Here is a 23,133-nt window from a genome sequence, read left to right as displayed (position 1 = left end):
TGGTCAAAACTCCGATCTAGTGTTTAATTATTGCGTCCCAACTGGCTTCTATTGCAGCTTCTAATGCTGCCTCGTCGAGTTGGTAAAATCCTAAAGAATGCTTTCGCGCTAGAGAGACACTAGCCGCTAAGCTCAAGCCGCTTAATACTTCATTATGCAGCGGTTTAAACAATCCTTGCTCTTTACCCTCATTAAATAGCAGCTCAACTTGGGCAAACATTTTTCGTTCAAGTTCCCTGAAGTTTAGGCTATTTGTGATAGGTAGAGAGTCATACTGAACTCGATTTTTAATCGCAGCTAAGTTCGTTCCCGCTAAGTTCCATATGTTGAGCCACATGGTTCTGTAGCGTTGCTTTATTGGATCCGAATCATTAACTCCGTCTTGTACAGCATCTGCTACTCGTTGTGTTACGAGCACTCGAACGTCATCGATCAAGTGATCCTTATCTTCAAAGTAGCGATAGATAGTGCCTGCAGCCACTCCCGCTTCTTTTGCTAGTTTTTGCATTGAGAGGCCTTGAAAACCGACCTCAGCAATTAGCTTCTCTGCTGCAGAAAGTATTTGTTGGCGTTTATCCTGAGGTGCATGAGTAGTCATATTTACATCACCGATGAATGAACGTTCATTCATTATAGCCTAAGAACCATACACATGTGCAACAAAGTTTTGCATAAATGACGTAAAATTCTTGTAGAAGAGAACGTAGCATTCGTGATGTTGCAGCATTATTATAGGCGCGCAACCAATTCGACCTTGTAAGAACAGATAGAGAATCAAATGAAACTGAACCCAAGACAAGATGAAGCCGTGAAGTATGTTTCAGGCCCCTGCTTAGTATTAGCGGGCGCTGGATCAGGCAAGACACGTGTTATCACCAATAAAATTGCTTATTTGGTTCAGGAGTGTGGCTATAAGGCGCGTAACATCGCGGCAGTAACCTTTACCAATAAAGCAGCGCGTGAGATGAAAGAGCGTGTAGGGCAAACCTTAGGTAAAGGTGAAGCGAAAGGACTTATCGTTTCGACGTTCCATACTATGGGCCTAACCATTATTCGTCGCGAGTACAAAACGCTGGGCCTAAAAGCGGGCTTTTCTCTATTTGATGACCAAGACCAGTTAGCCCTATTAAAAGAGCTAACAGAAAGACAAATCGATGGCGACAAGGATTTACTGCGTGCATTGATGAGTGCGATTTCGAATTGGAAGAATGACATGCTGACGCCAGATCAGGTCAAAGCACGTGCTCAAGGTGAACAAGAGCAGCTATTTGCGTTCTGCTTCGAGATGTATCAAAAACAGATGAAGGCTTACAACGCCCTCGACTTTGATGACTTGATTGCACTGCCAGTACAATTACTCAAAACCAATCAAGAAGTGCGTGAACGTTGGCAATCGCGTATTCGCTACCTGCTTGTGGACGAATACCAAGATACCAACACCAGCCAGTACGAATTGGTTCGCTTACTGGTTGGAGAGCGCGGTCGCTTGACGGTAGTAGGTGATGATGACCAATCTATTTACTCATGGCGTGGTGCGAAACCGCAGAACCTGGTGTTGCTGGGTGAAGACTATCCTAACCTTCGCCTGATCAAGCTGGAGCAAAACTACCGCTCAACCAGTCGAATCTTGCGTGCAGCGAACATCCTGATCGCCAACAATCCGCACGTATATGAGAAGTCTCTATTCTCTGAGATCCCGGATGGCGAAAAGCTTAAGGTATTGAATGCCAAGAACGAAGAGCATGAGGCCGAGCGTATTACCGGTGAGATCATCGCACACAAGTTTTTGAACCGTACTGAGTATAAAGATTATGCGGTACTTTACCGTGGTAACCACCAATCACGCTTGATTGAAAAAGCGCTGATGCAGAACCGCGTGCCTTACAAGATCTCTGGCGGCACCTCGTTCTTCGCTAGAGCAGAGATTAAAGACATCATGGCTTACCTGCGTGTATTGGTGAACCCTGATGATGACAACGCCTTCCTACGTATTGTAAACACGCCTCGCCGTGAGATCGGTCCGGTGACGCTAGAGAAGTTAGGTAGCTACGCCAACATGCGAGGCAAGAGCTTGTTTGAGGCCAGCTTTGAGATGGGCTTAGAGCAAACCCTAACAGGCCGAGGCTTGGAGAACCTGCGTCGATTCACCGATTGGATTGTTCGTATCTCGGATAACGCAGAGCGTGGTAATACCGTGGATGCGGTTCGTGCTTTGGTACGTGATATTAACTACGAAGATTGGTTATACGAAACCTCAGCAAGTCCGAAAGCGGCAGAGATGCGTATGAAGAACGTGTCTGATCTCTACAGCTGGATTGTGGCTGACTTAGAAGGCGACAATTACGATAAGGAAGAGAAGTCGCTACGTGAGGTTGTGCAGCGCTTAACCTTGCGCGACATGATGGAACGTGGTGAAGACGATGACGATGCTGACCAAGTACAGTTGATGACACTTCACGCATCGAAAGGCTTGGAGTTCCCATATGTGTATTTGATGGGAACAGAAGAGGGCATCTTGCCGCACCAAACCAGTGTTGATGAAGGTAACGTTGAGGAAGAGCGTCGCCTAATGTATGTGGGTATCACTCGAGCGCAGAAAGAACTGACTTTTACCAAGTGTCGTGAACGCCGCCAGTTTGGTGAGTTAATTAAACCAACACAAAGTCGTTTTCTTGATGAATTGCCACATGATGATGTGGAATGGGAAAGCGTGAAGAAGCCACAGTCTGCTGAAGAGCGAATGGAGAAAGGGCAGGCGCACATTGCGAATATTCGAGCGATGTTCAATAAGAAGTAATGTTCTGCCTTATATAGCACTATATAGAAGACAATAAAAAAGGTGACCTGATGGTCACCTTTTTTGAATTTGGTATTTGTAATTACAGACCAGCAATCATGTGCTCGATAGCATCTTTGATTTCGTCGTCTGAACAGTCCATACATGAACCTTTTGCTGGCATCGCGTTGAAGCCGTTGATTGCGTGGTCAGCTAGAACATCGCGACCTTGAGCAATACGAGGACCCCAGTCACCAGCATCACCTGTTTTAGGTGCGCTACTTACGCCAGATGCGTGACAAGCGATACAAAAGGTACCATAAACTGTTGCGCCATCACGAGGGCCCGTTGGTTCAGCGGCTACTGGCTCACTGCCGACTAGGTATACTTGACCAACTGGTTTGATGCGCTCAGCAATTGCATCTTGCTCTGCTTCACTCAGGCCTGAAGCCATTGCACCAGTTGAGAAGGTTAAAACTGCGATGACAACGCTTAAAATTCGACGAGACATATCCATTAAACTCACTTTACATTCCCAAGGTAAGTACATGCTTACCAAATTATAGTGTTGGAGGGGTGTTTTGGCTTTAACCAGTAAAGAGCAACTGTTAAACCAATGTAAATAATGGGTGATTATATCCCGATAAGTTGTTGCAATAAACAACAACTTATAAGCTGTGGCGGGTTGTAGTACTCAAATAAGGGGTTTATCACATATTAACTGTCGAAAAAGAGACCAAACAGAAAAAAAAGTTAAAAAAGTACTAGACGGCATTGGGTGATATACGTATTATTCCACTCCGCCGACAGGGCATGCGCCTGTAGCTCAGCTGGATAGAGCGTTGGCCTCCGGAGCCAAAGGCCGAAGGTTCGAATCCTTTCAGGCGCGCCATCCGGTCACTTACTTCGGTAAGCGAGAAATTGGCAGAAAAAGAAATTATGGTGGCTATAGCTCAGTTGGTAGAGCCCTGGATTGTGATTCCGGTGGTCGCGAGTTCGAATCTCGTTAGCCACCCCATTCTTTCTTTACAAATTATCGGTAGCTTCGGCTTCCAGTGTTGATTCACTATCCCAAGAATCGATACAAAACTAGTCGGTGAATAGCGCAGCTTGGTAGCGCATCTGGTTTGGGACCAGAGGGTCGGGGGTTCGAATCCCTCTTCACCGACCACTATTTCAATAATCGCTTGTTAAGCGGTTATACAAAAAAATTAGTGGTGGCTATAGCTCAGTTGGTAGAGCCCTGGATTGTGATTCCGGTGGTCGCGAGTTCGAATCTCGTTAGCCACCCCATTAATTTTGTCGGTGAATAGCGCAGCTTGGTAGCGCATCTGGTTTGGGACCAGAGGGTCGGGGGTTCGAATCCCTCTTCACCGACCAATTTTAAGAAAGCTCATCAGAAATGATGAGCTTTTTTTCTATTTGGCGAAAATGTAATGATGTTTTCGGGGGCTGGAAGCCCAGTCGCATCGCCTCCCTTTTCACCGACCACTATAAGAAAGCCTCGTCAGAAATGACGGGGCTTTTTTTCGTTTGGGGTTTAGATTACAAGCAAACTAACCTCTTCTAAGTGTTGTGCGTTTAGTGTGAATACCTCTTCTTCCTCAGCCTATCTACGAGTCCGTTTCTTCTCCACACAAAACCACAATTCATTAAACCGGTCGATCTATATCTAATTTTATATAATTTAATGGCCTGATAAATTCGACAGGTTGATAGGTTTGGTCTAAAGACTTTTACGAAAAATGAAACCTAACCCCAAAACTGTCGATTAATGGCCGTATTTAGCATTTTTCCCCCTCCCAAATCGCCGAAAATTCCAACTAATTTATCCATCTGCTTGTTTTGTTATCTTATATTTGTTGAGTTTATATTAGCGGTTGTAAATATGGCTAATGCAACACTATTTAGTTGTTTTGTTTAATATAAATAGATAAATTAGATTATGTTTCTATATTGTTAATTGTTTTTTGGAATAATTATTTGTTTTTAGTGATTGGTAGTGAGATCTGCTCTCAACCATGGCTTTAGCTCTACAAGTAAGTTGTGGTAAGGGTTTTGTGAGTATTTATTACCACTAGTATGATGCTGTTTTTTCTTACTCTATGCTTTTCTGGTGAATAGTTATGTGGTGGTTTTGCTTGTTAAGCGTTTAATGTCGACTTTTTACCCTATTTTTGTTGCTTTTCTGTGAATTATTTGCCAAATTGTCAGCCGTATAAAATATCAGAACAATATTCTGGTAAGAATGGATTCAATTTTGCAGACAGGGCAGAAAGCTGCCAAAGCAGTAGAGGTCTGGTAATGTCACTTTTAGAAGTAAAAAATCTTCGTATCGAATACCCATCTCGTCATGGAGTTCACGCCGCAGTTAAATCGCTTTCGTTCAATATTGAACGTGGTGAGATTGTTGGTGTTGTAGGCGAATCTGGGGCTGGTAAGTCAACGGTAGGTAACGCGGTTATCGATCTATTGAGCCCTCCTGGTCGCATTGCTAGCGGCGAGGTATTTCTGGATGGCGAAAAAGTCTCTGGCTTATCTCCTGAACAGATGCGTTCTGTTCGCGGCTCAAAGATTGGTTTTATCTTCCAAGATCCAATGACGTCTCTTAACCCTCTATTCACCGTAGAACAGCAGTTAAAAGAAACGATCCACGCCAACATGAAGGTTTCCGATCAAGAAGCCTATGAGCGCTCCCTCGACTTGATGAATCAAGTTGGTATCCCACAGCCAGAAAACCGCTTAAAACAGTATCCTCACCAATTCTCTGGCGGTATGCGTCAGCGTGTGGTTATTGCGATTGCATTGGCAGGTGAGCCTGACCTTATCATCGCAGATGAACCAACCACCGCACTGGATGTGTCTATCCAAGACCAAATCTTAGGTTTGATTCGCGATCTATGTATTAAGAAAAACGTAGGTTGTATGTTGGTAACGCACGACATGGGTGTGGTATCTAACGTAACCGATCGCGTAGCCGTAATGTATCGTGGTGACTTAGTTGAGTTCGGCCCAACAGCCAAAGTGCTTGGTACGCCAGAACACCCATACACACACAGCTTGATCTCTGCGGTTCCGCGTTCAGACCGCAAACTCGACCGTTTCCCACTTGTGAGCTACATCGAAGAAGCACACGAGATGGAACCTCTTGATGTGAAAAATCACTGGTTGGGTCAAAGCCAAGATCACCGTGATTACACTGGCCCACTATTAAATGTTGAAAACGTAAACCTGCGCTTTACCACTAAAGATTCGTTCTTCGAGAGCCGTCGTGAGTACGTACAAGCGTCGAACAACGTTAGCTTTGAAGTGCATGAAGGTGAGACGTTTGGTTTGGTAGGTGAATCAGGCTCTGGTAAATCAACGATTGCTCGTGTAATTGCTGGCTTGTACGCGCCAAACTCGGGCAAGGTAACGTTTGAAGGCGTTGACCTGACTGGCCTGAAGTCAGAGAAAGAGCGTCGCCCTATGCGTCGCCAAATGCAGATGGTTTTCCAAAACCCTTACACTTCAATGAACCCTCGAATGAAGATATTCGACATCATTGCTGAACCTATTCGATTCCATAAGCTTACTCGCAACGAAAGCGAAACTCGTCAGATCGTTAACGATCTGCTAGAGCACGTTGGTTTAGGCAAAATGGCAGGGGTGAAGTACCCACACGAATTCTCAGGTGGTCAACGTCAGCGTATTTCTATCGCTCGCGCTTTGGCGACTCGCCCACGTCTTTTGATTTGTGATGAGCCAACATCGGCACTGGATGTGTCGGTACAGGCTCAGATTCTTAACCTACTAAAAGACTTACAAGACGAGCTAAACCTAACCATGCTGTTCATCAGTCACGATTTACCGGTTATTCGCCAAATGTGTGATCGTGTTGGTGTGATGCAGATGGGGACACTATTGGAAGTTGCGCCTACAGAGCAGCTGTTCCAATCACCTCAGCATGAATACAGCAAACAACTGATTTCTTTAATGCCTGAATTTACAGGTTTAAGAGAAGAAAAAGCAGTGGCCCAAGCCGCGGTATAAAAATCAGCAGGCTGGAGTTTAGCTTGCTAACAACAATAAACAGACGCAAATACAACAACTAGGGATCTGGATTCCCGCATGAAGGAGTTATGCAATGAAAACCATGAAAAGCAAATTAGCAGTAGCTTTGATGGCAGCTGGCCTAAGCTTTAGTGCAGCAGCAGCAGATATTACCGTTGGCTACGCAGCTGACCCAGTATCACTTGACCCGCACGAGCAGCTGTCTGGTGGCACACTGCAAATGTCTCACATGGTGTTTGACCCTCTAGTACGTTTCACTCAAGAGATGGATTTCGAAGGCCGCCTAGCATCTAGCTGGGAGCGTGTTGATGAAACGACTTTCCGTTTCAACCTACGCAAAGGTGTGAAATTCCACTCTGGTAACGAACTGACTGCTGATGATGTTGTGTGGACTTTTGAACGTCTACAAGCTTCTCCAGACTTTAAGTCAATCTTCACGCCATACGAAAAAATGGTAAAAGTGGATGACTACACAGTTGAGCTAGTATCAAAAGCGGCTTACCCACTAGTACTACAAACAGCAACTTACATCTTCCCAATGGACAGCAAGTTCTACTCTGGTAAGACAGCGGAAGGTAAAGACAAGTCTGAGCTAGTTAAGCACGGTAACTCGTTCGCTTCGACTAACGTTTCAGGTACTGGTCCTTTCATCGTAACGCAGCGTGAGCAAGGCGTTAAGGTAACGTTCGAACGTTTCAACGATTACTGGGACACAGAGTCTGAAGGTAACGTAGACAAGCTAACACTTGTGCCAATCAAAGAAGACGCAACACGTGTTGCTGCACTTCTTTCTGGTGACGTAGATATGATTCACCCAGTAGCACCAAACGATCACAAGCGTGTTAAGAACGCTAAGAACATCGATCTAGTAACGCTACCTGGTACTCGTATCATCACGTTCCAAATGAACCAAAACAGCAACGAAGCACTTAAAGATGTTCGCGTTCGTCAGGCGATTGTTCACGCAATCAACAACGAAGGTATCGTTAAGAAGATCATGAAAGGCTTCGCAACCGCTGCTGGTCAGCAAAGCCCAACAGGCTACGCGGGTCACAACGAAGAGCTAGTTCCTCGTTACGATCTTAAGAAAGCGAAAGAGCTGATGAAAGAAGCGGGCTACGAAGATGGCTTTACGCTAACTATGATGGCACCAAACAACCGTTACGTGAACGATGCGAAAGTAGCGCAAGCGTCTGCGGCAATGCTATCTAAGATTGGTATCAAAGTTGATCTTAAGACTATGCCTAAAGCACAGTACTGGCCTGAATTTGACCTATGTTCTGCTGATATGATGATGATCGGCTGGCACTCAGATACTGAAGATTCAGCGAACTTCAACGAGTTCCTAACAATGACTCGTAACGAAGAGACAGGTCGTGGTCAATACAACTGTTCTGGTTACTCAAACCCAGAAATGGATGCGATTGTAGAAGCTTCTAACACTGAAACTGACCCAGTTAAGCGTTCTAAGATGCTGAAAGGCGTTGAAGCAACACTATACAACGACGCTGCATTCGTACCGCTACACTGGCAAAGTGAAGCGTGGGGCGCGAAGTCTAACGTAGGTGCAGCAGATATCGTAAACCCAATGGTTATGCCTTACTTTGGCGACCTAGTTGTAAAATAATCTAGCTTGCTAGAATCGAGAGCCTGAAGCTTTCAGGCTCTCAAAATTATTAAGAAATAGATTTAAGTTTAGGTATTTGGTCTTCCTTCAGTCTGGCTAAATACCTTTTTTAAGACTGAATTATTGTTATCTAGTCGCGGATTTCGATTAGATAGTCATGGATAGATAAGGGGCAAGGAATGGTTACGTTTCTGGTCAAGCGCCTGTTTCAGGCACTGATAGTGATGTTTGTGATCAGTTTGGTGGCGTTTGCCATTCAGGATAACCTGGGCGACCCGTTGCGTGAGTTAGTCGGTCAATCTGTGTCAGAATCGGAGCGTCAAGCGCTGCGTGATGAACTCGGCTTAAATGATCCCTTCATTACAAAATACACTCGCTTTGTAGGCGCAGCTCTACAAGGTGACCTTGGTACTTCATATTTCTTTAAACGCCCTGCTGTGGACGTAATCTTAGATAAGCTGGTGGCAACGCTTGAACTTGTGTTTGGCGCTTCTCTGATCATCGTTTGTCTGTCGATTCCACTTGGCGTTTATTCAGCAATACACCCAAAAAGTTTCTTCACTAAGTTGGTGATGGCGGGCAGCAGTATCGGTATCTCTGTGCCTGTTTTCTTAACGGCAATCATGCTGATGTATGTCTTCTCAATTGAACTTGGCTGGCTACCGTCGTTTGGCCGTGGTGAAACTGCAAACTGGTTTGGCTGGGAGTCTGGTTTCCTAACGCTGGATGGCCTTGCACACTTAGTTCTGCCTAGTATCGCACTTGCATCTATCATGCTACCGCTTTTCATTCGTCTAGTTCGTTCAGAGATGCTAGAAGTGCTGAGCTCTGAGTACATCAAGTTTGGTAAAGCGAAAGGTCTTGAACTGAACAAGATTTACTACCAGCACGCCCTGAAAAACACAATGCTACCTGTACTAACGGTAGGTGGTGTTCAGATTGGTACTATGGTGGCTTACACGATTCTTACTGAAACCGTATTCCAGTGGCCGGGCACCGGCTTCCTATTCCTTGAAGCGATTAACCGAGTGGATACACCACTGATTACCGCATACGTTATTTTCGTTGGCCTTATCTTCGTAGTAACGAACACCATTGTTGACCTGCTATACGGCATCATTAACCCAACAGTGAACATCACAGGGAAAGGAGCATAATCATGGAACAAACAACAACAGCTCCATCTCGTTGGGAGCGATTTAAGCAGTCAGACATTCTGTACTACTTCTTGCGTGACAAAGTGGCAATGTTCAGCTTTGCTGTTTTCACTGCTTTCTTGGTGATGGCATTGGCGGCACCTATTCTAGCGCCAACAGACCCGTATGACGTGACGTCTATCGATATCATGGACTCAGAGCTACCACCGTCTTGGATGGAAGATGGCGAAGAGCGTTTCCTACTGGGTACGGATGAACAGGGTCGTGACATTCTATCGACCATGCTTTACGGCTCTCGCTTATCACTGACGATTGGTTTCCTAGCCGTTGGTCTACAGCTGACTCTAGGTATCATCATTGGCCTGTCTGCGGGTTACTTCGGTGGTCGTATCGATAGCTTCCTGATGCGTTTTGCTGATGTTCAACTTTCGTTCTCAACCATGATGGTTGCGATCATTGTCTCGGCTATCTTTAAGGCGAGCTTCGGTAGTGACTTCTACGCGCAGTATGCGGTAGTGATGCTGGTGGTGATCATTGGTATTGCCGAATGGCCACAGTATGCTCGTACGATTCGTGCATCGGTGTTGGCTGAGAAGAAGAAAGAGTATGTAGAAGCGGCACGCGTGATGGGCTTCAGAGCACCGCGCATCATGTTCCGCCATATTCTACCAAACTGTTTATCGCCAATTTTGGTTATCTCTACGGTACAGGTGGCAAATGCCATCATGTCAGAAGCGGCACTTTCTTTCCTAGGTTTGGGCCTACCGGTAGACCAACCGTCACTGGGCGCACTAATCAGTACTGGTTTTAACTACATTTTCTCTGGTGCATGGTGGATCACTGCATTCCCTGGTGTCGTATTGGTGACGCTAGTACTGGTGATCAACCTACTAGGTGACTGGTTACGTGATGTGTTTAACCCTAAAATTTATAAAGGGTGATAGCTTGGTTTGATTTTTAGTAAAAAAAATCACTAAACTAAGAGCCGTAAGCAATTACGGCTCTTTTTTTGCTTAATGGATCTTGAACTAAGTATCATTGATAGTGTCAATAGTACTTAAAATGGAATTTATGTTTTATCGACATTGATTCGGTAACAATTAGCCCGTGAGGGTTTAAGTGGTGGTTATGAAATTGACAATGAATGATGTATGTCGCGCTGTGATTAGAAATTATCGTATGGGGCTTATTGCTGCATCCCTTTTGGTATCGAGCCAAGTTAATGCAGAATCGGTTTTATGTGATGCTACTCAGGCAAGTACTAATCAATTACCACAGCTAGAGCAATCATGTCCGATCGGTAAGGGTGTTTGGGGTAATAAAGCGCCTAAACGTCATTCAGATAACGAGCTGTTTTGGGTTCAATGTGGCCTGCTGAACAAGCCTTTGTCACTGAGCCAAGCAAAACCTCTTTACGGCAAAATTTCGACCAACGTATGGATGAAACCTGAGGGTGGTGACTATCGTTGTTTGATTGGCCCTTACTCTACATTTTCTGATGCAAGAAAAGATCTAGCTCAGGTTCGTAAGGTACCAGGTTATGGCGAAGCCTTTATTCGTATGGTTGATAAGTCGAAGACCTCATCACAACCTATCGTGGCAAAAGCGGCCGAGCCTAAAACAGCAAAACCGACACCGGTTAAGGCTCCTGTAAAACCCGCAACTAAGCCTGCGGCGAAACCCGTAGCAGCTAAGCCAACGGCAGCAGTTACCAGTGCGGCGGCAATTCAAGCATTGCCAAGTGGTGACAAGAATTCAGATGACGATCTAGAGATTGAAGTTCGCGTGACGGCAAATGTTGCCGGTAGCCAATACGCGATCCCTTACCTGCTAGACCATGAGCAGCAGTTCTACATGGAGCAAGGTAAGCCTTGGAGTCGTTTGGATTATGGTAGCGCAGAGCTGGTCTGTAACAAGATCAACATGCAGCTGATGACTGAAAAGCAATGGCAGAGCATCCTAGGCTCAAAAGTGATGGAAAACCAGAATTGGCCTATGCACCTACCTTATTGGGGAGCGGATAAGAAAGGCCTGTTCACCAATGGTAACGTAAACCAACTTAAAGGTTCTTCACTACTTAACGTGATGTGTGTGAAGTAACAAGTCGGATTTAAACCTTACTTAAGCCTCAGCGATTGCTGGGGCTTTGTTGTTTTTAGACCTCGAAATTCAAAGGCTAGGACATGCTGTTAATTAGTATATAGGTAGCCGACGGCAGACATCTTGAAATGAATTTGATCAAAAAGCACTAAAAATTGCTCAAATAGCGCTGTTGGTGCGTAGAAAACCATAACTCAGCAACAAGGTGATTAGAGATTATGAGTTTGAAAAAACGATTAGAAGATGTGGCTCCTAGCTTCGAAGCTGGGGGGAAGTACGAAAAGCTCTACCCAGTGTATGAAGCATTTGCGACCATATTTTACACGCCAGGGAATGTGAACCGAGGGATAACCCATGTCCGAGACAGCATCGACCTAAAACGGATTATGATTCTGGTGTGGTTAGCCACTTTCCCCGCGATGTTTTGGGGTATGTACAACGTAGGCCATCAATCCGTGATGGGGTTAACGGCTACCTATTCCGGTGCCGAGCTTGCTTCTATCATTGATAGTAGTTGGCGCCTATCGTGGGCGTTTGGTGATGCACAGTCGTTAGTAGCAAGCGGCTGGGGAAGCCAGATGTTTTTTGGGGCGCTCTACTTCTTACCTGTTTATGCCACCGTATTTGTGGTCGGGGGCTTCTGGGAAGTTTTGTTTGCCGTTGCACGAAAACACGAGGTGAATGAAGGCTTTTTTGTAAGCTCGGTATTGTTCGCACTTATTCTCCCGCCAACTATTCCGCTGTAGCAAGCCGCCTTGGGTATCACCTTTGGTATTGTTGTTGCCAAGGAGTTGTTCGGTGGTACAGGGCGAAACTTCCTCAATCCTGCACTGGCAGGGCGAGCGTTTCTTTACTTTGCTTATCCCGCCAACATGTCCGGTGGCTTGGTATGGGTTGCCGCTGACGGCTACTCAGGAGCGACACCGCTCAGCCAATGGTATGAAGGTGGTGGCTCGTCGTTGATCAATAACATGACAGGCGAGGCCATCACTTGGATGGATGCCTTTATCGGTAATATTCCGGGCTCGATGGGCGAAGTGTCTTCACTACTCATTATGTTGACCGGTGTGATTCTGATTGTCATGAAGATAGCATCGTGGCGTATTGTGGCTGGTGTGATTGTTGGGCTTGTGGCAACCTCGAGTTTACTGAACTGGATTGGGTCGGATACTAATTCGATGTTTTCGATGCCGTTCTACTGGCACTTTGTACTAGGTGGCGTCGCGTTTGGTACTTTCTTCATGGCGACTGACCCAGTATCTGCAGCGTTCACCAACAACAGTAAATGGGCTTACGGGATTCTGATAGGCGTGATGACAGTCGGTATACGAGTACTCAACCCTGCCTACCCAGAGGGCATCATGCTTGCTATCTTGTTTGCTAATCTGTTTGCTCCGCTATTTGATTTCATTGTGAAAGAACAGAATATTAAGCGTAGGCAAAAACGCATGGCGCGTTAATCCACTAAAGAAAAAGGCTTGCCGATATGCAAGCCTTTCTATTGATAAAGAAACATAAAAGCCATTCAACTCCACTTCAAATCAATCTCAAATGGTTGTGTATTGCCACAGTGTTCACCACACATTTCATCGTAAGCGCTGTTATGTATCAGCGTTGCTGACGATACGCCTTGATCGCTAAAGTGGTCACGTGCTTGATTGACACTCAAAAACTTCATCGGGTGCTGGTGGTCGTCTTTAATTAACCGCTTTTGCTCGCCAACAACTTGGTAAGCTAAGTAAATCCCGCCTTCAAATGATTCGATTAGTAAATTCATCACAAACTCCATTTTCTAGTTAGGTGGATATTGGTGTTACGTCGAATCGTGAACCAAGGTTCAAAGCGGGCATAAAAAAGCAGTCCCAAGGACTGCTTTTTAAAAGTATCAACTAAAAGTGTTGATTAACGCATAGTAACGAATTCTTCGCTGCCCGTTGGGTGAATTGCTACAACAGAGTCGAAGTCTGCTTTGGTTGCGCCCATCTTCATTGCAACGCCGAAGCCTTGAATCATCTCATCAACCGTGAAACCGATGCCGTGTAGGCCAACGACTGTCTCTTCTTCGCCAGCACATACTAGCTTCATCTTACAAGGTTGACGGTGCTTGGTTACTGCTGTGTACATCGCAGTGAAGCCAGATGTGTAAACCTTGATGTTGTCTTTGCCGTACTTCTCTTCAGCTTCTTGAGTCGTTAGACCAATAGTGCCGATAGGTGGGTGGCTGAATACAACAGTAGGAACTAGGTTGTAGTCCATTTTCGCGTTAGTTTGACCGTTGAATAGACGCTCAGAAAGTTGACGACCTGCTTTAACCGCTACAGGAGTTAGCTCGATACCGCCTTCCATGATGTCACCAACACAGTAGATGCCAGGAACGTTAGTCGCTTGGAACTCGTCTACCTTGATGTAGCCACGGTCGTTTGTCTCAACGCCAGTTGATGCTAGGTTGATAGCGTCAGTCGCTGGGTGACGGCCGATAGCCCAGATTAGGTGGTCAACGTTTTGAGTGTTGCCATTCTCTAGATGCAGAGTCAGCGTGCCGTCCGCTTCTTTCACTACTTCTTTAGGCACAGAGTGCGTGTGAAGTGTTGGACCTTCTGCTTCCATTACCTCAACCAATGTCTCAACGATCATTGGGTCGAAGCTACGTAGCGGAGACTCTTTACGGCAGAACAGATGTGTTTCTGTACCAAGTGCGCTTAGTACGCCTGCGATCTCAACTGCGATATAGCCTGCACCGATAACCGCAACGCGTTTTGGTTGCTCCATTAGCTCGAAGAAGCCATTTGAGTCGATGCCGTATTCTGCACCTGGGATGTTTGGAATCGTTGGACGACCACCTACCGCGATCAGGATGTGATCAGCTGTGTAGTGTTCACCGTTTACTTCAACCGTCTTTTTGTCAACGAATTTAGCAAAACCTTTGATTACGTTTACTTTGTTGTTACCAAGTACGCGATCGTAAGATTGGTGGATACGACCAATGTACGCTTGGCGGTTCTCAATCAGCTTGCTCCAGTTGAACTTCTTCACTTCAACATCAAAGCCGTAGTCTTCAGAGTATAGGTTGATCGCTTCAGCGACTTGAGCGCCGTGCCACATTACCTTTTTAGGAACACAACCAACGTTTACACAAGTACCACCAAGGTCTTGAGCTTCGATAAGTGCAACTTTTGCACCGTGCATTGCCGCGCGGTTTGCTGATGCGATGCCGCCTGAACCGCCACCGATACAGATGTAATCAAAATGAGTCGCCATTACTTTCTCCATTTATTGAGGGTTGTAGTCACAGTGAGCACACTGGATACCTACGTCCTATAGATTCTAAAATTGTCTAATTATTATATTGAGGGCAGATCGGTTGAACTCAATCTCCCTGCTTGAAATTTATTCGTCCACATCACAGTCTTTTGACTGCTTCTTGAGCTTCGATGTGGCGTCGAGATTACTCAGGTACGATCCACTCTACTTTGTAGTGACCGGTTGCTGGTGCAATTGCTTCCTTCAAGAATGGAAGAATCTCGTTCATTTGGCTTTCTAGCTTCCAAGGTGGGTTGATAACAATCATGCCTGATGCTGTCATGCCACGCTCGTTGGTATCTGGTGACACGCCAAGCTCGATCTGTAGAATCTTGTTGATGCCTAAGCTTTCTAAGCCTTCGATCATGTCTTCGATGTCACAACGGTTCACTACCGGGTACCAAATTGCGTAGATACCGGTTGCCCAGCGCTTATGGCTTTGAGCAATAGCTGTCATTACATCACGGTACTCTTTTGCAAGTTCGTACGGTGGATCGATCAGTACTAAGCCGCGGCGCTCTTTTGGCGGCAGGCTTGCTTTCAGACGCTTGAAGCCATCTTCTTTGTAGATGGATACCTGACGATCACGGTGGAACTCTTGCTCAAGCAGCGGGTGGTCAGCTGGGTGAAGCTCGGTCAGTACCATGCGGTCCTGGTCACGCAGGTGGGCACGTGCAACACGTGGCGAACCTGGGTAGTAGCGCAGTTTGTCACCGTTGTTTAGCGTTGAGATAGACTCAAGGTAGCTTTGAATGTCTTCAGGAAGGTTTTGCTGTTCCCAGACGCGAGCGATACCTTGTTTGTATTCACCGGTTTTTTCAGACCATTCATGCGTTAAGTCGTAACGACCTACACCAGAGTGAGTGTCATGGTAAACAAAAGGCTTATCCTTCTGTTTCAAAGAATTAAGAATAAGGCTCTGTACGATATGCTTTACTACGTCGGCATGGTTACCTGCGTGGAAGCTGTGGCGATAACTTAACAAATTAAACTCTCGTAACACTCTCGTTTTAGAGTGTGGTTAGTGTAGGTGGGTTAATCTGATTATTATAACCCTCAATGGACCATAAATTCTCGAACAATTCAGGGACAGTCGTCAGCTATCTGCAGTTAGTTATTGGTTCTACTATTGAAATTTGCCTTTATGGGCACTATTTAATAACTATTCGCAGGTGATTTTTTAGGGCGCTGCTTAGCCTGATGACTGTAAGACGACCTCATTACAAAAAAGACGAAAGTCTCTAACGCCAAAGGAATGTTTATATGTCTAATTCGCTATTAACCTTCACGGACTTACCTCCGTTTTCACAAATCAAACCTGAGCATGTTAAGCCAGCGGTTGAGCAAGTGATTGAAGCGTGTCGCAACAAGATAGAACAAGTACTTGAAGGTAATACTTCGCCAAGCTGGGACAACCTAGTTGCTCCAATTGAAGAAGTGGATGATCGTTTAGGCCGTGTTTGGTCACCAGTAAGCCACATGAACTCGGTTGTGAACAGTGACGAGCTGCGTGAAGCGTATGAAAGCTGTTTACCTCTGCTGTCTGAGTACGGCACGTGGGTTGGTCAACACAAAGGTCTGTTTGAAGCGTATAAAGCGATCAAGGCAAGCGAAGCATTCTCTGGATTAAATCGAGCTCAACAAAAAACCATTACCGATGCACTGCGTGATTTCGAATTGTCAGGCATTGGTTTACCCGCTGACGAGCAGCATCGCTATGGCGAGATCAGCAAGCGTCAGTCTGAGCTGGGTTCTCAATTCTCAAACAACGTACTTGATGCAACCATGGGTTGGAGCAAGCAGGTCACTGATGTTGCTGAATTGGCCGGCATGCCTGAATCAGCACTGGCGGCGGCAAAAGCAGCGGCAGAGGCTAAAGAGCAAGAAGGTTACCTGCTGACTTTAGATATCCCGTCTTACCTACCAGTAATGACCTACAGTGATAACCAAGATCTGCGCAAAGAGCTGTACGAAGCTTACGTTACTCGCGCTTCAGACCGTGGTCCAAATGCAGGCAAGTGGGACAACACTGAGATCATCACCGAGCAGCTTAAATTGCGTCATGAGATCGCACGTATGCTTGGCTTTGGCACTTACAGTGAGAAATCTCTGGCAACCAAAATGGCAGAGACGCCAGATCAGGTTCTGGGCTTCTTGAATGATTTAGCGGTGAAAGCGAAACCTCAAGGTGAGCGTGAAGTGGAAGAACTGCGCCAGTTCGCTGAAAAAGAGTTTGGTGTGTCTGAGCTAGAACTTTGGGATATCCCTTACTACAGCGAAAAACAGAAACAGCACCTTTTCCAAATTTCAGATGAAGAGCTGCGCCCTTACTTCCCTGAATCGAAAGCGGTATCGGGTATGTTTGAAGTACTGAATCGTGTATTTGGTATGACAGTGAAAGAGCGTGAAGGCGTCGACACATGGCATGAGTCGGTACGCTTCTTTGATATCTTTGATGCTAATGACACATTGCGAGGTAGCTTCTACCTAGATTTGTACGCTCGTGAACACAAGCGTGGCGGAGCATGGATGGACGACTGCCGTGGTCGTCGTATTACCGCTGCTGGAGAACTACAAACGCCAGTTGCTTACCTAACGTGTAACTTCAATAAACCGGTTGGCGACAAGCCAGCATTGTTTACCCACGATGAAGTTGTGACTCTGTTCCATGAGTTTGGCCATGGTATCCACCATATGCTGACTCAAGTAGAAGCAGGCGCGGTTGCAGGTATCAATGGTGTGCCTTGGGATGCGGTTGAGTTGCCAAGTCAGTTCCTAGAAAACTGGTGTTGGGAAGAAGAGGCATTGGCGTTCATTTCTGGTCACTTCGAAACCGGCGAAGCTTTACCAAAAGAGATGCTAGAGAAAATGCTAGCGGCGAAGAATTTCCAATCAGCGATGTTCATTTTACGCCAGTTAGAATTCGGTCTGTTCGACTTTACGCTACATACCACTTACGACCCAGAAGTGGGTGCGCGCGTACTTGAAACACTGGCTGACGTGAAGTCTAAAGTGGCGGTACTACCAAGTCTTGATTGGAACCGTTTCTCACACAGCTTTAGCCACATCTTCGCTGGTGGTTACAGCGCGGGTTACTACAGCTACCTATGGGCTGAAGTGCTATCGGCAGATGCGTTCTCAGCATTTGAAGAAGAGGGTATCTTCAACACTGAAACGGGTAACCGCTTCCTGAATAACATCCTAGAAATGGGTGGCAGTGAAGAGCCTATGGAGTTGTTCAAACGATTCCGTGGCCGCGAACCACAAATCGATGCGATGCTGCGCCACGCTGGTATCAGCGCGTAATATTGTACTGGTCAGAATGTAAAAAGAGCCTCCTCGTGAGGCTCTTTTTGTATCTGTTTATCAAGCGGCTATGGGTTCACATTACGATTGATTGGGTTTTGCAGTGAGATTAGCGTCTCGGTCGACTGCACCTCATCAATTGCCTGCAACTTATCGATCAGGACGAACTGCAGCTCTTCAATCGACTTACACATCAACTTAACGAAAATATTGTACGCACCAGTGGTGTAGTAGGCTTCAACCACTTCATCTAGGGCATTCAGTTTGGCGATTGCCGAGTGGTAATCTTTGGCTGCATTCAGGTTGATGCCAATAAAGCAACATACGTCGTAACCTAGCTTTTTCGTGTTTACCACCACCTCGGTACGCTCAATAATGTCGGCCGATCTCATTTTCTCGATACGGACGTGAATAGTCGCAGGGCTTACGTCAAACTGCTTTGCCATCTCGGCGTAAGGCGTACGAGCATCTTCCATTAAGGTTTTCAGAATGGCACGGTCTAGGTCATCGAGACGAGCGGTAGTTGTGGACATGCTTAACCCTTAGATTTAATGAAAATATATCGGCTAGAGTACATATCATAGCCAAGGGTGATAATATTAGCAGCAACAATGATGTTAGGGTGAATTCAGTGCGATTTTGGGTGTTATTTATTGCGATGTGTTGGAGCGTATTTGCTTCGGCGCAGACAAAAGATGTATTGGTGATCCACTCCTACCATCAAGGTTTTTTCTGGACGGATGATTTCCATAAAGGATTGTCCGAAGAGCTCGATCGCGACGGGTTGTCTTACCGCGTCGTTTACCTCGACAGCAAACGCTCTCAGAACCCTGAATATCTCGAGCGCGTGTACCAGCTTTATCACACCAAATTAATGCACGAAGAGTTTGCAGCAGTTGTGGTGAGTGATAACAATGCCCTGAACCTGATGAAGCGTTTAGCGTCAGATCTCAATGGAACCCCGGTCATCTTTGGTGGCATCAATAACTTTTCTCCTAAAATGATCGAAGGTTTGAACGCCACGGGCATCACTGAAGACATCGATCTGGTTGGTAACATCGAACTTATTAAGCGTCTTCAAGCGACCGTGAAAAAGGTTTATATGGTGACCGATCACTCGGTGACTGGTGAGGCTATTCGCGCACAAATCGATCTGTTCATTGAAAAAAATCCTAACTTTGCAGATTTAATTGAACACTATGTCCCAGACTCGTACCAAGAACTGACGACTTTTTCGCAACGTGCTGATCTAGGGAAAAGCTTGCTGTTTTGGGCGTATTACCGAGATGCAAAAGGTGATGTGAGCAGTGATGAAGACTGGCGCCAGCTGAACATTAAAACGCAAATGCCACTGTATATGGTGCACGATTTAGGCCTAGGTTTTGGTGCCATTGGCGGTGTGATTCAAAGCGGTGAAACTCAAGGGCGTAACACTGGTCGTGTTTTGTTGCAGGTGTTGGCGAACCCTAATGAACCGTTGCCTCCTGTGGTCGCTGGTGCGCCGGAGATTAAACTCGACTATCAACAAATATCGCGTTGGGATTTAGGTGCAGAAAACGAAGCCGCGGTGACATTCCTTAACAAGCCTAAGCCTTTCCTGATGCGTTACCGCGATGAAATTCGCACCATAGGTTTAATGTTCCTTGGCATGTCATGCGTGATCGCCACCTTGGTGTATTACCTCAATCGTCTCAAGAAGAGCGAACGTGCTAGCCGCCAAAGCCAACGATTGTTGGAGTCGATATTCGACCAGAGCCTTCAGTTTATGGGCATTATCGATAAAGGCGGTGTGTTGTTGTCGAGTAATAGCAAGCTGCATGAGCTGCTCTACAATCAGGGATATAAGCTAGGAACACCTTTGCAAGAACATCAGCACTGGGAAGACTCTGCCAGTGAGGTGTTGAAAGAGTATTTTGTTGAGCGAGATGATCACCCATCTTTACGCTTTGAAGCTGAGGTTTGGTGTCGAGATCGCGGTGCAATGGTATTGGATATCTCACTGAAGCCGATGCCGGGCAGTGAAGAAGGCGATATTCAGTTCTTGTTTGAGGCGCGCGATGTCACTTCACGTAAGCTGGCTGAGAACAAGCTATTCCAGCGTGAAGCGAACCTAAAACTCTATTACGACAAACAACCGGTGATGATGATTACCTTGGATGGTAATAACCGCATCCAACAAGTGAACCAGTTTGCCGAAGAGCTGCTTGGCTACCCATTGGATGAACTGTTAGGTCATCGCCCTAGAGAGTTCTACGTCGATGAAAACGCGATGATTCCACGTCATATCTTGTTGCAGCCACAGCACAAGATTCGAGGTGTATGGCGTCGTGATATTGAATATCGTCATGCCGATGGCAGCACGATTTGGATTCGAGAAAATATCCGCCCGCTGGTGGAGTCTGATCAGTTGTTGATTGTGGGTGAGGACATCACCGAGACACATGAGCTTTCTGAAAAGTTGGAGTATCAGGCACGCTATGATTTGCTGACTGATACCTTTAACCGCAACCACTTTGAGCAAGAACTGCAAAAGGCACTCAAAGAGGTTGAGAGCCACATGCGTACCCACGCAATGCTGTTCTTAGACCTAGACCAGCTGAAAGTACTGAACGATACCGCCGGGCATGAAGCGGGCGATGCTGCGATCTTGTTTAGCGCGCAGTTATTGGAAGAGGTACTGCCATACAATGCGGTATTGGCGCGTATGGGTGGGGATGAGTTTGCGGTACTCATCAAAGATTGTACTGAGCGAGATGCGGTGAATGTGTGTCGTAGTATTATCTCGATGATGGGCGACAATCCATTCTTGTGGGATGACATCCGACTTAACTTAACCTGCTCTATCGGCATTCGATTGATCGACCATACTGCCGCAACGCCACAAATGGTGCATGCTCAGGCAGACGCGGCGTGTCATGCGGCTAAAGAGGAAGGGCGTAACCGCTATCACCTTTACCATCAAGATGATGAAGACTTGCGTCGACGTCACCTAGAGATGGAGTGCGTTAACCTAGTGCATGAAGCCCTAGCCAATGATCGCCTGGAGTTGTTTGCACAGCGTATTCTTGGCTTAGATGAAGACAGTGACAAGATGCACTTCGAGATCTTGGTGCGCATTAAAAATGTGGATGGGGAATACATCTCTCCGGGGATCTTCATGCCTGCCTCTGAGCGCTACAACATTGCGCATTTGATTGACCGCCAAGTGATCGGTCAGACACTGAGTTGGTTAGAGCAACGCCCACATCTGATTGATGATTTAGGGATGTGCTCTATCAACCTTTCTGGTCACTCGATGGGCAACCGAGAGTTTGTTGAGTTCCTGATTGAAAGCTTGAGTAACTCGTCGATTCCGTGTCATAAGATCTGCTTAGAGATCACCGAAACAGCGGCGATGAGTAACATGAAACAGGCGATCAAGTTCTTCACTCGAATCAAAGATCTTGGTTGCATGATCGCGCTCGATGATTTTGGTTCGGGGTTATCGTCGTTTGGTTACTTGAAGAAGCTGCCAGTCGACATCGTTAAGATCGATGGCCTGTTCGTGCGTGATATTGATGTCAATGAGATGGACCATGTGATGGTTCGTTCTATCAATGATCTAGCCAAGCAGATGGGTAAGCACACAGTGGCCGAGTTCGTTGAAAATACCCAGATCATCGACAAGCTGATTGAGCTCGGTGTTAACTATGCACAGGGCTACATCATTGGCCGACCTAAGCCACTTGCTGAGTTGGTTGATGAGCTTCAGCAAGAGCGAGCGCTAGAAAACGCAAATTAACAATGCCTACGTACGGCCCTTGTGTTCATCTCGCGACTTTCGGTGCTAATAGTTTGCACCGCTAATATGTATTGTTGAGGCAATCAGGTAAACTGGTTGCCTCTTTTGTTTTGAATACTACTGTCTGTTGGAGACGACCTTGCAACTACAACTGATTTGCGAAGATGCTACCCAAATCGATCATCTGAATGACTTAGCGACCCGTTGGAATTTATCTCACGATGAAAACAGCGAATTTGCTTTGGTGCTGACTAGCGAGCGGCTTGAGCTGCGCAAAGTAGACGAGCCCAAGTTAGGCGCTATCTTCGTTGATTTAGTTGGCGGCGCGGTTGGTCACCGACGTAAGTTTGGTGGTGGTAAAGGTCAAGCTATTGCCAAGGCGGCAGGTTTGAATAAAGGGGCTACGCCAACCATTCTTGATGGCACGGCAGGCTTAGGGCGCGATGCATTTGTACTGGCTTCTTTAGGTTGTAAGGTGCAGATGGTCGAGCGTCACCCTGTTGTTGCAGCACTGCTTGATGATGGATTACAGCGTGCGCAGCAAGATCCAGATATCGGTGGTTGGGTTAGCGAACGTATGAAGTTGATTCATGCCTCAAGCCATGATGCGCTGGATAAGCTCAGCGATGATCCTAACTTTGAGCAACCGGATGTGGTGTATCTAGACCCAATGTACCCACACCCAGAGAACAAAAAGAAATCGGCGCTAGTTAAAAAAGAGATGCGCGTATTCCAATCTTTGGTCGGTGCAGATTTAGATGCTGATGCTCTATTAGCGCCAGCAATGAAGCTCGCATCAAAGCGAGTTGTAGTCAAAAGACCCGATTATGCGGCTTGGTTAGATGAGCAAAAACCGAGTATGGCGATCGAAACCAAAAAGAACCGTTTTGACGTGTATGTGAAAGCATCAATGACTTAGCGATGCGCTAAGAAAATTTCCCGTCATAAATACGATAAATTGCCATTTAACACTTGCGATAGTCGCGTTACGGATGTATATCTAACTAAGAATCATTATTATTCTTAGCTGGAG

15 protein-coding genes, 5 tRNA genes and 1 pseudogene are annotated in these 23,133 nt (G+C 46.1%); 15 read left to right on the top strand and 6 right to left on the bottom strand.

Annotated features, from left to right (window positions below):
- Positions 1–16: 16 nt before the first annotated feature.
- Positions 17–598: a TetR/AcrR family transcriptional regulator gene (locus L1D55_RS06835; protein ID WP_239916951.1), complete on the bottom strand. Its 582-nt coding sequence runs from the start codon at positions 596–598 to the stop codon at positions 17–19.
- Between the two features lie 180 nt (positions 599–778).
- Here L1D55_RS06835 and rep point away from each other — a divergent pair, with 180 nt between their 5' ends.
- Positions 779–2,797: a DNA helicase Rep gene (gene rep, locus L1D55_RS06830; protein WP_239916947.1), complete on the top strand. Its 2,019-nt coding sequence runs from the start codon at positions 779–781 to the stop codon at positions 2,795–2,797.
- A gap of 82 nt (positions 2,798–2,879) precedes the next feature.
- Here the strand turns inward: rep and L1D55_RS06825 are convergent, their stop codons facing one another.
- Positions 2,880–3,293, bottom strand: a complete 414-nt coding sequence (locus L1D55_RS06825) for a cytochrome c5 family protein (protein WP_239916946.1) — start codon at positions 3,291–3,293, stop codon at positions 2,880–2,882.
- A gap of 298 nt (positions 3,294–3,591) precedes the next feature.
- On the opposite strand from L1D55_RS06825, the gene L1D55_RS06820 reads away from it, so the two are divergent.
- The 11 genes and pseudogenes from L1D55_RS06820 (at position 3,592) to L1D55_RS06770 (ending at position 13,173) form a co-directional block, all read left to right on the top strand.
- Positions 3,592–3,668 (top strand) — tRNA-Arg (locus tag L1D55_RS06820).
- A gap of 50 nt (positions 3,669–3,718) precedes the next feature.
- Positions 3,719–3,794 (top strand) — tRNA-His (locus L1D55_RS06815).
- Positions 3,795–3,870: 76 nt separating this feature from the next.
- Positions 3,871–3,947 (top strand) — tRNA-Pro (locus tag L1D55_RS06810).
- Between the two features lie 46 nt (positions 3,948–3,993).
- A tRNA-His gene (locus tag L1D55_RS06805) sits at positions 3,994–4,069 on the top strand.
- Positions 4,070–4,079: 10 nt separating this feature from the next.
- Positions 4,080–4,156: transfer RNA gene (locus L1D55_RS06800), tRNA-Pro, on the top strand.
- 924 nt (positions 4,157–5,080) lie between these two features.
- Complete coding sequence (locus L1D55_RS06795) at positions 5,081–6,808, top strand: ABC transporter ATP-binding protein (RefSeq protein WP_004740930.1); 1,728 nt, start codon at positions 5,081–5,083, stop codon at positions 6,806–6,808.
- A gap of 94 nt (positions 6,809–6,902) precedes the next feature.
- The gene (locus tag L1D55_RS06790) at positions 6,903–8,456 is read left to right on the top strand and encodes an ABC transporter substrate-binding protein (RefSeq protein ID WP_102425727.1); all 1,554 of its coding nucleotides are present in this window, start codon (positions 6,903–6,905) and stop codon (positions 8,454–8,456) included.
- Positions 8,457–8,635: 179 nt separating this feature from the next.
- Positions 8,636–9,613 (top strand): ABC transporter permease, encoded by a 978-nt coding sequence (locus tag L1D55_RS06785; RefSeq protein ID WP_061033080.1) that lies wholly within the window; start codon positions 8,636–8,638, stop codon positions 9,611–9,613.
- A gap of 2 nt (positions 9,614–9,615) precedes the next feature.
- Positions 9,616–10,554, top strand: a complete 939-nt coding sequence (locus tag L1D55_RS06780; protein ID WP_008218598.1) for an ABC transporter permease — start codon at positions 9,616–9,618, stop codon at positions 10,552–10,554.
- A 187-nt stretch (positions 10,555–10,741) separates the two neighbouring features.
- Complete coding sequence (locus L1D55_RS06775; protein WP_239916945.1) at positions 10,742–11,713, top strand: SPOR domain-containing protein; 972 nt, start codon at positions 10,742–10,744, stop codon at positions 11,711–11,713.
- A 218-nt stretch (positions 11,714–11,931) separates the two neighbouring features.
- A pseudogene (locus L1D55_RS06770) lies at positions 11,932–13,173 on the top strand (NADH:ubiquinone reductase (Na(+)-transporting) subunit B).
- Positions 13,174–13,238: 65 nt separating this feature from the next.
- Here the strand turns inward: L1D55_RS06770 and L1D55_RS06765 are convergent.
- The 3 genes from L1D55_RS06765 to L1D55_RS06755 form a co-directional block, all read right to left on the bottom strand.
- Positions 13,239–13,490, bottom strand: coding sequence for a DUF6482 family protein (locus L1D55_RS06765; RefSeq protein ID WP_239916944.1), 252 nt, complete (start codon positions 13,488–13,490; stop codon positions 13,239–13,241).
- Positions 13,491–13,615: 125 nt separating this feature from the next.
- Complete coding sequence (gene gorA / locus L1D55_RS06760; protein ID WP_239916943.1) at positions 13,616–14,971, bottom strand: glutathione-disulfide reductase; 1,356 nt, start codon at positions 14,969–14,971, stop codon at positions 13,616–13,618.
- A gap of 187 nt (positions 14,972–15,158) precedes the next feature.
- Positions 15,159–15,998: a 23S rRNA (adenine(2030)-N(6))-methyltransferase RlmJ gene (locus L1D55_RS06755; RefSeq protein WP_239916942.1), complete on the bottom strand. Its 840-nt coding sequence runs from the start codon at positions 15,996–15,998 to the stop codon at positions 15,159–15,161.
- Between the two features lie 278 nt (positions 15,999–16,276).
- Between L1D55_RS06755 and prlC the strand changes: the two genes are divergently transcribed.
- Positions 16,277–18,319, top strand: coding sequence for an oligopeptidase A (prlC, locus tag L1D55_RS06750; RefSeq protein ID WP_239916941.1), 2,043 nt, complete (start codon positions 16,277–16,279; stop codon positions 18,317–18,319).
- 68 nt (positions 18,320–18,387) lie between these two features.
- Here the strand turns inward: prlC and asnC are convergent, their stop codons facing one another.
- Positions 18,388–18,852, bottom strand: a complete 465-nt coding sequence (gene asnC, locus L1D55_RS06745) for a transcriptional regulator AsnC (protein WP_008218581.1) — start codon at positions 18,850–18,852, stop codon at positions 18,388–18,390.
- A 125-nt stretch (positions 18,853–18,977) separates the two neighbouring features.
- Here asnC and L1D55_RS06740 point away from each other — a divergent pair, with 125 nt between their 5' ends.
- Together L1D55_RS06740 and L1D55_RS06735 are read left to right on the top strand one after the other, a co-directional pair.
- Complete coding sequence (locus L1D55_RS06740) at positions 18,978–22,100, top strand: EAL domain-containing protein (RefSeq protein WP_239916950.1); 3,123 nt, start codon at positions 18,978–18,980, stop codon at positions 22,098–22,100.
- A gap of 139 nt (positions 22,101–22,239) precedes the next feature.
- A complete protein-coding gene (locus L1D55_RS06735) occupies positions 22,240–23,019 on the top strand; it encodes a class I SAM-dependent methyltransferase (protein WP_061033086.1) in 780 nt (259 codons plus the stop codon).
- The last annotated feature ends 114 nt before the right edge of the window (positions 23,020–23,133 follow it).

It is taken from the genome of Vibrio sp. Isolate22, assembly GCF_022398115.1.
Classification (GTDB): domain Bacteria; phylum Pseudomonadota; class Gammaproteobacteria; order Enterobacterales; family Vibrionaceae; genus Vibrio.
The sequence above is the reverse complement of the archived record's forward strand: the minus strand, read 5'-3'. Positions and strand labels throughout refer to the sequence as shown.